This window comes from Pseudoxanthomonas sp. PXM03 (assembly GCF_014852005.1).
Taxonomy (GTDB): domain Bacteria; phylum Pseudomonadota; class Gammaproteobacteria; order Xanthomonadales; family Xanthomonadaceae; genus Pseudoxanthomonas_A.
Genome location: NZ_JACVAU010000001.1, coordinates 1623050 through 1634718 on the forward strand (window position 1 = coordinate 1623050; position 11669 = coordinate 1634718).

Sequence of the window (11669 nt, forward strand, 5' to 3'; positions counted from 1 at the left end):
CCTCCGCCGCAGGGCTGCTCGGCGGAACATCGCGTCGGTGTTCGTCGATGTGGCAACGCGATCTCGCACGGTCCGCAATGACGGGCTGGAGCCCGCCCTACGATGGGCTTCCGTCGTCGCGCACCCGCTCCACGCGCTGGCGGTAAGCCTGCACGTTGTCGCCGTTGATGCGGGTGCGCTGGGTGCCCTTGACCTCGTCGACCTTGCGGTCCACGCCGGTCACCGGCTTGGCCACGATCTCCGTCTCGCGCTCGAAGGCGTGCGACTTGTCGGTATTGCGGTAATACCGGTACAGCGCCCAGTACAGGGCGCTGGCGCCCGCCGGACCCAGTGCAAGCAGCCATAGACCGCTGTCGTCGCTCATGCGCCCGCCCAGATGATCGTGAGGGCGATGCCCTCCAGGAATGTGCCCACGGTCAGCGCCGCCAGCAGCAGCTTCCAGTGCTGCACCGGCACGCTGCCCATGGTTTCGCCCGTGCGGCCGTTGACCGCGATGTAGTGCAGCATGCCGCCGTTGCTGCCCGGCTGGTGGTACGAGTACAGCCACACCGGCAGGTACATGGACACCCAGCGCGTCCCATGGACTTCAAGACGTTCCTGTTCCCAGCGCACGCCCCGGTCGTAGCGGTGCACCGACCCTTCCACCTGCGCGCGCGCGATGGACAGCAGCTGGTCCTCCAGGCGCGGGCGCAGCTGCTCCACATCGGTATCGCGCTTCTCGGACGTGAAGCCCGACAGGTACGACGCGTTCCACTTAACCGCGTTCTTGGTATCGAACGGCAGGATGGTGTTGATGATGTTCTGCGTGTTGACGCGCGTATCCAGGTTGCCGCGCTCGGTGGAGGATTCCAGCGGCAGGTCGTCCACGGTGAAGTCGACCGCCCGCTCCACCTGGTACACGTCGGCGTCGTAGTAGGTCTTCTTGTTCTTGTCGGTGCCGCGCGTGTAGGTGCGGGTGAGGATCTCGCCCTTGCCGGCGACCTCCGCGCTCGCGTTGCCGTCCACGATCATGTAGGGCAGGTACACGCCGACGACGTTTTCCGGCGTGAACTGCTCCTTGAAAGCCTTCAGCGCGAACATCCGCCGCTTGTCCACGAACTGGCGGATGCGCGCGACGGCATCGTCCTTCCTGATGTGGAACGGCAGCACCGCGTCCGGCACCGCGCCGTTGGCGATCTGTTCGTTCACGCCGAACACGTGGCGGCACCAGTGGCAGCGCGCGGTCATCGCGCTGCCGGTGTTGACGGTGACCTCGGCGCCGCAGCCAGTGCACTTGAAGGTCATCAGGACGGCGGCATCGGCGGCGATGTCGCGCGCGCCGGAGGCGATGATCGTGCCGCGCAGGTCCGCATGGCCCTGGCCGAAACCGAATGCTTCCTCGACGCGCGCGCCGACCCATTCATGGCGACAGTACAGGCACACCAGCACATCGCTGCCCAGCTTGTGGCGGATGTCGGTGGCGCCGCACTTCGGGCAGTGGTTCTGCCCGTCCTTCAGCTCGGCCGAGGCGGTGTCGATGGCGACCGGATCGGGCGCTTCCAGTTCCTCACGGATGGCGTCGGGCAGGGTGGCGGGGTCGACCGGGAAACTCCCGGGCAACGGTGGAACCTCCTGCGGCGAACCAGGGCCTGCGGGAGGAGCCGGCGGCAACGGCGGGGGCGCCGGGCGATGCGGGGTGGACATGGGCGGTGCGCGGTTCCGGTTACAGGCCCAGTGCCTTTGCCTTCAGTGCGTCGTAGTCGGCCTGGGTGATCAGGCCGAGGTCGAGCATCTGCTTGGCTTTCTGCAGCTTGGCCACCGGATCTTCGGCGGCCGGTGCCGCCGGGGCCACCGGCTGCTGCAGCGCGCCCACACCGCCCACCATGCCCGAGGCCATGCCGACGCCGACCAAGCCTGCCGCGCCGCCGGTCTCGCCGGCAGACTGGATGCCCTGGGCCACGCTGGCTTGCAGGTTGGAATTGCCGCGCGCGCCGGACAGTGCATCGGCGCGTTGCACGGTCTTCAGCAGTTCACGGGTGTTGGCGTCGTACTCGATGGAGACGATGGCGGTCTTGACGATGGCCAGGCCGCGGTCGGAACTCCACTGGTAACCCTGCTCGACGGCCGCGGACAGGCTCTGCGCAAAGCCCAGCGAATCCTGCTGGATCTTGGTGATGCGGTTGCCCTTGGACGGATCGTTCGTGTACAGGCTGAAGGCCGGCGCGAGCGAGCCGACCACTTCGTTGAACAGCTGGCCGGCGGCCGCATTGTCCAGGTCGGTGAAGTCGAACACCTTGCCCGGCTGCAGGTACGCCGCCGGCACGAAGTTCTTCACGAACAGGATGGGGTCGACGATCTTCAGCGTGTACGAGCCGCGCGTGATCGCGCCGACCTGGGTGTTGAGGAAGCCGTCGTCCCAGTAGATCTCGGACTGGGTGCCGAAGCGGTTCTCGGGCAGTTCCTTCAGCGAGACGAAGAACGCCGCCTGTTGCGAACCCGGCTGGCCGCCGAACTTGAAGCGTTCCCAGCTCTGGGTGATGAAGGTCGACACGATGCCGTCGCCGGCGAAGATCGACTTGGAGTTGATGTCGTCCGAGCGCCATTCGTAACCGCCCGGCTCGGCGACGAACGCGGTGATCGCGCCGTCCTGCATCAACAGCAGGCCGTAGCCTTCGGGCACGATGATCTTCGAGCCGTTGGTGATGATGTTGGTCGAGCCGCTGGTGTTGGAGCCGCGCCCGGCATTGGTGCCCTGCGGCACCGCGGCGAACAGCGCCGCTGTCGCCGGCAGGCCGGCCGGCACCGTGTAGAAGTCCTTCCACTGGTCGCCCAGCACGCCACCCACCGCACCCACCACCGCCTGTACAAGACCCATGACATCGCTCCGTGATTCGTGGGCGGGTAGGGCACCCGCCAAGCCGGTCCGAGTATACCGATCCCCCCGGCGATGCCATGGCGCAGAGGTCATGCCGGTCCGCGCGGCACCCAGGTGTCATGCCGCTGTCATGCGAACGCGGGGATTCTGGCTACCATGCCGCCATGTCTGCCGACGACACCGCTGCCACCCTCGATTCCGACCTGCCGCTGGTGCAGCGCGAGTTTCCGTGGCCGATCCGCGTGGGGTGCGTCCTCGCCGGCGCGTTCGCCATCGTCATGCCGCTCTGGGAGCTGGGCAGGGGGCTGTGGCCGCTGAACCTCGCCACCCCGTTCTTCGCGGTCATCGTGGGCGGTGCGGGGTACGTGGGCCTGCAGTTCATCCGTGCGGGGCTGTCGGGCTGGGGCGATCACTGGCAGTACTCGCCGCACACCATCGTGGTACAGCGGCGGGCCTGGGGTCGACTGACCGCCACCCGCCTGACGACCACCAACGTGGCCGCCGTGGAGGTGCGCCGGAGCGAAGATGCGGACCACGACCAGGCGCCGTGGCAGGTCGTCATCGTGCCGCGGCCCACGTTCTCCGGCCTGGCCGCGGTCGCCGGCCCGGGCGGCGTGTTCGATGCCGGCTGCTACGGGTCGCAGGACTACGCCGAGCGCGTGCGGCGCGCGTTGATCGACCACCTGGGGCTGTGAGCGTCAGCCGCGGATCGCGGCCTCGATCTTCGCGATGTCGATCTTGCGCATCTCCATCATCGCTTCGAACGCGCGCTTGGCGACGCCCTTGTCCGGGCTGGTGAAGGCTTCGGTCAGCACGCGCGGGGTGATCTGCCAGTTCAGGCCCCACTTGTCCTTGCACCAGCCGCAGGCGCTTTCCTGACCGCCGTTGCCGACGATGGCATTCCACAGCCGGTCGGTTTCTTCCTGGTCGTCGGTGGCGATCTGGAACGAGAACGCTTCGGTCTGCTTGAACGCCTTGCCGCCGTTGAGGCCGACGCAGGGGATGCCCAGGACGGTGAACTCCACCGTCAGTACGTCGCCTTCCTTGCCGGACGGGAAGTCCGCCGGGGCATGGTGGACGGCCTTCACTTCGCTGTCCGGGAAGATGCTGGCGTAGAAGGTCGCGGCGTCCAGCGCGTCGGTGTCGTACCAGAGGCATAGGGTGTTCTTGGGGATCATCTTGGTTCTCCTGTGGGTGGGTGCAGTACGGTTGGGCGATCATCGCGGCGCCGTTTGAAAGGCAGGGTGAAGCGGGCGGGGTGGTTGTTCAGTGGCCAGCGAACGCGCCGGTACGCACCTCGCCATCGCGCAGGTAGTGCGTGACCAGCACCCCGGCCGACGTGGTCGCGGACGAGGCCAGCCGCAATGCCGATGCCCGCGTGCCGGCGTCGAACAGGCGCTTGCCGTCGCCCAGCAGCACCGGGTAGACCAGCAGGCGGAGTTCGTCCACCACATCGGCGGCCAGCAGTTGATGCAGCAGGTCGCTGCTGCCTTGCGTCACCAGGTCGGGACCCTCGCCGCGCTTGAGTTCGCGCAGGGCGGCGACGGGATCCGTGCCCAGGGCACGACTGTTCCGCCACGCGAGCGTGTCCGGATGATAGGTGGCGACATGCTTGGTGGCGTTGTTGAACGCATCGGCGATGTGGCCGTGCGGGGCATCGCTGGGCACTTGCGGCCAGTAGTTGGCGAAGATGTCGTAGGTGCGGCGCCCGAGCACCAGGTCGAACGGGCGCGAGAACACGCCCCCCATCACCTCGCCGTCGCCGGCATGGGGCCATACCCAGCCGCCATGCGCGAAGCCGCCGCTGCGGTCTTCGTCGGGGCCGCCCGGTGCCTGGATCACCCCGTCGAGGCTGGTCATGACGGCCACGATGAGCTTGCGCATGTCGGGTTTCCTTACGGACGCCGGTGTCCGCCTTCCTTCCACGACGAGCAGGCGCGGCAGAAATCGACAGCCCGCATCACGCGCGTGGTTGATCCCGATCAATGCGTTGATCCGCCGTGTCCGCGATGCTGTCCGCACCCTCAGCGAGGTCATGCACATGAAAGCGAACGTAGGCGGTTTCGACAAAGGGGCCCGTATCGTGGTGGGCGCGCTGCTCATCGGCTGGGCCGCGACCGGCGGACCGGCGTGGGCCTGGATCGGGGTGGTGCCGCTGGCGACCGGCCTGTTCAATTTCTGCCCGCTGTACCGCCTGATCGGCGTGAACACCTGCCGGCGCTGAGCCACGCATTCCGTGCGGGCGGACGTGAGTCCGCCCGTGACGGCACTTCGCTGGTACCACGGCACTGCACCTGCGTTGTTGGCTGCGGCATGGGTTGCTACCCTGCCTGCAGATCCGGATCGACAGGCGGTTGAATGCACAGGCGAAACTTTCTCGGAACGGCAGCGCTTGCCGCCACGGCGTTGATGCTGCCTATCGCAGGCAGTCATCGCGCCTTCGCCGCCACGCCGCGCAAGCGCCTGCTTCCACCCGCGCTGAATCCCGGCGACACCGTTGCCCTGATCAGCCCCTCCGGCGCCACCGACGATCCCCTCGACCTGCAACTGGCGCAGGAAGCGATGGAAGCGCTCGGGTTGAAGGTGAAGGTGGCGCCGCACTTCGCCGCACGGCATGGGCACCTGGCCGGCAGCGACCGCGAACGTGCAGGCGATCTCAACGCCATGTTCGGCGACAAGGACGTCAAGGCGATCGTCTGCGTGCGCGGCGGTTCCGGCGCCGCGCGCCTGCTGCCGCTGCTGGATTACGGCCTGATCCGCCGCAATCCCAAGGCGCTGCTGGGGTATTCGGACATCACCGCGCTGCACAATGCGTTGCTGTCGCAGGCCGGGCTGGTGAGCTTCCATGGCCCGATCGGCGCGGGCAGCTGGAATGCCTTCAACGCCGACCAGTTCCGCCGCGTCTTCTTCGAGCGCGAGCAGATGCAGTACCGGAACACGACAGAGAAAGGCGACGAGCTCGTGCAGCGCAGGAACCGCACCGTCACCATCACCGGCGGCAAGGCGCAGGGCGAACTGGTGGGCGGCAACCTGTCCGTGCTGGTGGCGCTGGCCGGCTCACCGTACCTGCCGGATTTCAGCGGCAAGATCCTGTTCCTGGAAGACGTGTCCGAAGCGCCGTACCGCATCGACCGCATGCTCAGCACGCTGCGGCTGATGGGCGCCCTGGACAAGGTGGCCGGGGTGATCTTCGGCGAATGCACCGACTGCGATCCCGGCAACGGCTACGGCTCGCTCACGCTGCCGCAGATCTTCGACGATTACTTCAAGCCGCTGAAGGTCCCGGCCTACCGCGGCGCGATGATCGGCCACATCCGCCAGCAGTTCATCGTGCCCGTCGGCGGCAAGGTGGAGATGGATGCGGACGCCGGGACGTTCCGGATGCTGGAGCCGGTGTTCCAGAGTTGAGCGACATCGTCGGTGATCGGGCCAGGCATCGCGTACAGCTGGCGAAGGCGCGCTGCGGCGCGACTTGAGCGTGCCCGGCGTGCATGGGAGCATCGCGTCCCGGTGACAGGAGACTCGCGCATGACGAAGGCCACACCGCAGCCCGCTGGCGACGCCGCGCGCCGTATCGACGCCCGCATCGATGAACTGCGCGATTGGCGCGGCGACATGCTCTCGCGCGTGCGTGCGCTGATCCACCAGGCCGATCCCGATGTCGTGGAAGACGTGAAGTGGGTCAAGCCCACCAATCCCCACGGCGTGCCGACCTGGTCGCACGACGGCCTGGTGTGCACCGGCGAGGTCTACAAGGCGTACGTGAAGCTGACCTTCGCGCACGGGGCATCGCTGGCGGATCCGGACGGCCTGTTCAATGCCAGCCTCGACGGCGGCACGCGTCGCGCCATCGACATCCGCGAGCGCGACACGCTGGATGGTCCTGCGTTCAAGGCGCTGTTCCGTGCCGGGATCGCCTTCAACACGGGCAGGAAATCCCGCAAGTAGGGTGCCCCGCATGGCAGACAAGAGCACCAAGCCACGGCTGCTGTCCGGCGGCAATCCGCAGATCCCGAAAGGCGATGGCGATGCGCCGGTGCAGGCCTATCTCGCCGCGATTCCCGGCTGGAAGCGCGCCATCGCCGAGCGTCTGGATGCGCTGGTCGGGCAACACGTGCCGGGCGTGCGCAAGGCGGTGAAGTGGAATTCGCCTTTTTATGGCGCACCGGATGCCGAGGGGTGGTTCCTGTCGTTCCATTGCTTCGAGCGCTACCTCAAGGTCACCTTCTTCCGCGGTCAATCCCTGCAACCGGTGCCACCGGAAGCCTCGAAGTCGCAGGACACACGCTACGTGCACCTGCGCGAGGATGAGGATTTCAACGAAGCACAGCTTGCCGACTGGGTGAAGCAGGCGAGCCGCCTGCCGGGCGAGACGCTGTAGGACACGCAGGCACCGCGCGTTTCACATCATCAGGCAGTCGATGCCGTCCAGCACGATGTGGATCACCAGGCCGACGCCGAACCAGCGCGTCTTCCGGGGAATGACCAGCGCGCCGTAAGCCAGCATCGCCGGCCACGTATGCAGCGGATGGAAGCCGATGCTGCATCGGCCCGGCGCGTAGACCGGGTCGGCGAGCAGGTGGTCGAGATCGATCACCCAGGCAGCCAGCATCCACAGGGCCGCGCGTTTCCACGCCTTCGGCCAGAACACGCGCGCAGTGGCCACGGGCACGACGAGGTGCAGCAGCAGGTGGAGCAGGGGGCGGAGTTCGACATCGGGCATGGCGGGTTCAGTGCCGTGCGGCCAGCCAGCGGTCGAGCTGGTTGGCGAAGGCCTGGCGGTCGCGCGCATTGAAGGTCGCCGGGCCGCCGGTCTGCACGCCCGCGCCGCGCAGTTCTTCCATGAAGTTCCGCATCGACACCCGTTCGGCGATGTTGTCCGGCGTGAAGCGCTCGCCGCGCGGGTCGATGGCCTGCGCGCCGTTGGCCAGCACGCGCGCCGCCAGCGGGATGTCCTGGGTGATGACCAGGTCGCCGGCCCGGGCGCGCTCGACGATGGCGTCGTCGGCCACGTCGAAGCCCCCCTGGACCTGCAGCGAGCGGATGAAGCGGGAAGGCGGCGTGCGCAGCCACTGGTTGGCGACCAGGGTGACCTCCACCTGGGCGCGTTCCGCAGCGCGGAACAGGATGTCCTTGACAGGCCCCGGGCAGGCATCGGCATCCACCCATACCTGGGTGGCGGGGGCCGCGCCGTCGGTCATTCCGGTGCGGTGTCGGACGCACCCGGCTCGGGGGCGGCACCGGGCTGGGCCGCATCGCGTTCGGCGCGTTTCTTCGCGTCCTTTTCGTCTTTCTTTTTCTTCTTGGCCAGCTCACGCTGGCGCTTTTCGAACGAATAATTGGGTTTTGCCATGGACAAGGTCACCTGGGGGCGGGAATGGGGCGTGGCGTGCCGATGGGCGTTCCACAGGCGTACACGATAGCCCGCATCCGTTGCCTGCGGGAAACCGGCATGAAAACAGCCATTTGCGAGGGCCGTGCGACGGTGCGGATGCCGCCTGCGCGCGGGCCCGGCAATGCCGGCGTGCCTGGCTCGCGGCCGGCGGCGCGGCTGCTATACCATCGTCGCGTCGGGCGACCCCGGGGGAAGGGGTGCCCATGACGTCCTTCCATGGGGTGATCGATGCGGCGGATTCTCTGCCTGATGCTGGCAGCGCTGGTGCTGGCCGGCTGTGCGAAACGTGTCAAGGAGTCGTTGCCACCCCCGCCGGAGCAGGTATCGGTGCCTGCACCACCGCCACCGCCACCGCCACCGCCACCGCCACCGCCACCGCAGGGCAGTGCCGCGGAAGCCGCGCGCATCGAGGCCGCCCGCCGTGCTGCAGCTGAAGCCGCCGCCCGCGCCCAGCAGGAGCGTGCTCAGCAGGAACGTGCCGCCGACAGTGCTCGCCAGGCGGCCGAGCGTGCCGCCCGTGTCCGCGAGGCCGCGCAGTCCGCGAAGCCGCCGAGGTCGGATTTCGTCAACGTCGACGTGTTCTACGCCACCAACCGGATGCCGGCGAGCGCGTTCGCCACGCTGCCGCCGGGCGATCGCTTCACCGCGGGTGTCGCGCGGCAGCTGACCTACGGCACCGCACGCATCAGCATCCCGAAGGCGCATGTCCCCGGTGAACTGGAATCGCCGCGCTGGTACCTGATGGAGTTCAAGGAAGACCCCAAGCAGCACATCATCCTGCAGGAGGTCGACCGGCTGGCGCAGGCACCGTTCTTTGCCAGGCTGTACGGGCGCGTCGGTGAATCACGCGGCAGCAATGCGTTCGTGTTCGTGCACGGCTACAACGTCAGCTTCCGCGACGCCGCGCGCCGCACGGCGCAGTTGGCCTACGACCTGCGCTTCGACGGTGCGCCGGTGTTCTACAGCTGGCCGTCGCAGGCGGCGCTGGCGGGCTATTTCACCGACGAACAATCCATCGCGCGCTCGGTGCCGCTGATCGAGGGCTTCCTGGCCGACATGGCCGACCGCTCGGGGGCGCAGAACCTCTACGTCATCGGCCACAGCATGGGCACGCGTGGCGTCACCCAGGCCATCCGCAACCTGGTGGCGAAGCGGCCGGAACTGCGCGGCCGCTTCCGCGGCATCATCCTGGCCGCGCCCGACATCGATGCGAAGGTGTTCCGCGAGGAGCTCGCGCCCGCCCTGCGGCAGGCCAGCGGTCACGTGACCCTGTACGCCTCGTCCGAAGACATGGCGCTGAAGGCGTCCAGGCAGGTCAATCGCGGCCCGCGCGCCGGCGACACCAGCGAGGGCGTGGTGCTGGTGAGCGGTGTGGACACCATCGATGTCTCCGGCGTGGACCAGAGCATGCTGGCGCATTCCTACTTCATGGAATCGGACAAGGTGATGGGCGACATCCGCGAGATGTTCCGCGCCCACCAGCCCGCCGCACGGCGCAAGCCGCTGCAATCGGTGAAGCTGGGCACGGGCATGTTCTGGAAGATCCTGCCGCCGCCATGACGCGGCAGCAGGATGGCGCCGTCATGGCAGCGTGTAGGTGACCGACAGTTTCGCGGTGGCGCCCTTGTCGATCCACAGGTAGTGCGTTGCGGTCGGGTTGGCGTTGAAACGCAGCCGCAGCTGCGTGCGGCCGGTGCGGTTGATCGCCGCACGTCCGGCGGTATCGAACACGGTGCTGGTCTGGTTGCCGCCGCTGAAGGAAGGCACCTGCGCGCTGTTGGTCGTGGTCGTGGCGGCTATCCAATCCGCCGCTTCGATGGTGCACGCGCCGAGGCAGCCGCTGCGCACGTCGACGACCAGCGTGTTGCCGGCGGGATTGCTCCACGGATCGCCGCTGGCGCTGCGGTAGGCCACCGTCAGCGCGGCCGACGTGACCACGGCGTTGTCGGGCAGCGATGAGGTATCGAACGACAGCACCGCACGGTTGTGGTTGCCATCGGTGCCGCGTCCTATCGCGAGACCGTAGTACGCCTCCAGCGTGCCCACGGCCGCGCCACTGCCGGTGGCGCTGGCCTTCACGTAGCCATCGTTGGCGTCCTCGTTGTTGACCACCACGGTGACCGGCGATCCGCCACCGGTCCCGCCGCTGACGGTGACATTGACCGCTGTGGAGGTGCCTGTATTGCCGGCGAGATCCAATGCCCGCGCCTGCAACACGTGCGCGCCGTCGCTGGCGCCGCTGCTGTTCCACGCCAGGCTGTAGGGCGCGCTGGCATCGCTGCCGAGCAACGCACCGTCCAGCAGGAAGTCCACGCGCGCCACGCCGATGTCGTCGTTGGCGGTGGCTGCCAGCGTCACCGCGCCGCTGATGGTGGCGCCGTTGGCGGGCGAGGTCAGGGCGACGGTCGGCGGTACGCCGTCCAGGTTGTCCAGGCCGAAGAAGCGGGCGATGTGGTAGCTGGAGCAGAGGTTCACGTCGAGGATGTAGGCACCCGCCGTGCCGCACTGGGTTTCGCCGGTGCCCGGATCGACAGGCGTGCCATGGCCCATGCCGGTGATGACATAGGTCTCCACCTTCGCGGTGCCGGTGGCGTCCTTGTAGACCTTGTGCGGATAGCCGCTGACGGTATCGCTGGCGTCGGCCACGGTGTCGATGCCATGCACATCGGCCCACTGCTCCAGGCTTTCGGTGAGGTTGGCGGGGCGCACGGTGTAGTCGGCGTCGCCATGCCAGATGGACACGATCGGCCAGGGCCCGGTCCAGGTGCTGGCGGCACGCACCTTCGCGCCCCATTGCGCGGGGGTCAGATCGCTGCCGGGACTCATGCAGCTGAAGGCGGCGGTCTGTGTGGTCGCGCAGCGGTAGGGAATACCGGCCACGATGGCACCGCCAGCGAACACGTCCGGATACGTGGCCAGCATCACCGAGGCCATCGCGCCGCCGGCGGACAGGCCGGTGACATAGACGCGCGCGGGATCGATGCCGTGGTCGGCGATCATCCGATCGACCATCTGCTTGATCGACAGCGGTTCGCCCTGGCCACGCGCGGTATCGGCGGTCTCGAACCAGGTGAAGCAGCGACTGCTGTTGTTGCCTGTCTGCTGCTCGGGCAGCAGCAGGGCGAAGCCGAAGCGGTTGGCCAGCATTTCCCAGCCGGTTTCGGCGTCGTAGTTCGAAGCGGACTGAGCACAGCCATGCAGCGCGACCACCAGCGGTGCATCCGCCGGCAGGCCGGCGGGAACGACCTTGTGCATGCGGAGATTGCCGGGATTGCTGCCGAAGCCGGTGACTTCGGTCAGCGCCAGCGCAGGGCCGCTGGCCAGCATCAGGAGCAGGGAGGAAAGCACCAGGCCCGTGCCGTGGGCACGGGAACGCGGAGCGGAGCGACACAGCAGCGCAGCGATCGACATCGACGGCAC

Annotated in this window: 15 protein-coding genes; 6 read left to right on the forward strand and 9 right to left on the reverse strand. The window is 67.9% G+C overall.

The genetic code is table 11. From position 1 onward, the window contains the following. Window positions 1-97: 97 nt before the first annotated feature. Genes IB223_RS07615 through IB223_RS07625 form a run of 3 tightly spaced genes read right to left on the reverse strand, consistent with a single transcriptional unit; the run spans window position 98 to window position 2854 of the window. Entirely contained in the window at window positions 98-364 is a 267-nt protein-coding gene (locus IB223_RS07615) for a hypothetical protein (protein ID WP_192200987.1), read from the reverse strand. Further along, a complete protein-coding gene (locus IB223_RS07620; RefSeq protein WP_192200988.1) occupies window positions 361-1683 on the reverse strand; it encodes a TFIIB-type zinc ribbon-containing protein in 1323 nt (440 codons plus the stop codon). The genes IB223_RS07615 and IB223_RS07620 overlap by 4 nt, the downstream gene beginning before the upstream one ends. Window positions 1684-1702: 19 nt before the next feature. Next, window positions 1703-2854 (reverse strand): SPFH domain-containing protein, encoded by a 1152-nt coding sequence (locus tag IB223_RS07625; protein WP_192200989.1) that lies wholly within the window; start codon window positions 2852-2854, stop codon window positions 1703-1705. Between the two features lie 164 nt (window positions 2855-3018). On the opposite strand from IB223_RS07625, the gene IB223_RS07630 reads away from it, so the two are divergent. Continuing rightward, window positions 3019-3549, forward strand: coding sequence for a hypothetical protein (locus IB223_RS07630; RefSeq protein WP_192200990.1), 531 nt, complete (start codon window positions 3019-3021; stop codon window positions 3547-3549). A 3-nt stretch (window positions 3550-3552) separates the two neighbouring features. Here the strand turns inward: IB223_RS07630 and IB223_RS07635 are convergent, their stop codons facing one another. Both IB223_RS07635 and IB223_RS07640 read right to left on the reverse strand, forming a co-directional pair. Further along, a complete protein-coding gene (locus IB223_RS07635) occupies window positions 3553-4032 on the reverse strand; it encodes a VOC family protein (protein WP_192200991.1) in 480 nt (159 codons plus the stop codon). Between the two features lie 88 nt (window positions 4033-4120). Beyond that, complete coding sequence (locus tag IB223_RS07640; protein ID WP_192200992.1) at window positions 4121-4738, reverse strand: dihydrofolate reductase family protein; 618 nt, start codon at window positions 4736-4738, stop codon at window positions 4121-4123. Between the two features lie 157 nt (window positions 4739-4895). Here IB223_RS07640 and IB223_RS07645 point away from each other — a divergent pair, with 157 nt between their 5' ends. From IB223_RS07645 to IB223_RS07660, 4 genes are all read left to right on the forward strand, one after another. After that, a complete protein-coding gene (locus IB223_RS07645; protein ID WP_192200993.1) occupies window positions 4896-5078 on the forward strand; it encodes a DUF2892 domain-containing protein in 183 nt (60 codons plus the stop codon). Window positions 5079-5263: 185 nt separating this feature from the next. After that, window positions 5264-6262: an LD-carboxypeptidase gene (locus IB223_RS07650; RefSeq protein ID WP_225590841.1), complete on the forward strand. Its 999-nt coding sequence runs from the start codon at window positions 5264-5266 to the stop codon at window positions 6260-6262. 120 nt (window positions 6263-6382) lie between these two features. After that, a complete protein-coding gene (locus IB223_RS07655; protein WP_192200995.1) occupies window positions 6383-6802 on the forward strand; it encodes a DUF1801 domain-containing protein in 420 nt (139 codons plus the stop codon). Between the two features lie 10 nt (window positions 6803-6812). Next, window positions 6813-7235 carry a DUF1801 domain-containing protein gene (locus IB223_RS07660; RefSeq protein WP_192200996.1) on the forward strand — a complete coding sequence of 141 codons (423 nt, stop codon included), beginning with the start codon at window positions 6813-6815 and terminating at the stop codon, window positions 7233-7235. 21 nt (window positions 7236-7256) lie between these two features. Here the strand turns inward: IB223_RS07660 and IB223_RS07665 are convergent, their stop codons facing one another. The 3 genes from IB223_RS07665 to IB223_RS07675 are packed head-to-tail and all read right to left on the reverse strand — an operon-like array spanning window position 7257 to window position 8207. Then, on the reverse strand, window positions 7257-7577 hold the full coding sequence (locus IB223_RS07665) for a DUF6122 family protein (RefSeq protein WP_192200997.1): 321 nt from the start codon (window positions 7575-7577) through the stop codon (window positions 7257-7259). A gap of 7 nt (window positions 7578-7584) precedes the next feature. Then, window positions 7585-8055: a YaiI/YqxD family protein gene (locus IB223_RS07670; RefSeq protein WP_192200998.1), complete on the reverse strand. Its 471-nt coding sequence runs from the start codon at window positions 8053-8055 to the stop codon at window positions 7585-7587. Further along, on the reverse strand, window positions 8052-8207 hold the full coding sequence (locus tag IB223_RS07675; protein ID WP_192200999.1) for a hypothetical protein: 156 nt from the start codon (window positions 8205-8207) through the stop codon (window positions 8052-8054). Before IB223_RS07675 ends, IB223_RS07670 begins: the two co-directional genes overlap by 4 nt. Before the next feature lie 270 nt (window positions 8208-8477). Between IB223_RS07675 and IB223_RS07680 the strand changes: the two genes are divergently transcribed. Then, on the forward strand, window positions 8478-9809 hold the full coding sequence (locus IB223_RS07680) for an alpha/beta hydrolase (RefSeq protein ID WP_192201000.1): 1332 nt from the start codon (window positions 8478-8480) through the stop codon (window positions 9807-9809). A 21-nt stretch (window positions 9810-9830) separates the two neighbouring features. On the opposite strand, the gene IB223_RS07685 is transcribed toward IB223_RS07680, so the two are convergent. Then, complete coding sequence (locus tag IB223_RS07685) at window positions 9831-11660, reverse strand: PHB depolymerase family esterase (protein WP_192201001.1); 1830 nt, start codon at window positions 11658-11660, stop codon at window positions 9831-9833. Between the last annotated feature and the right edge of the window lie 9 nt (window positions 11661-11669).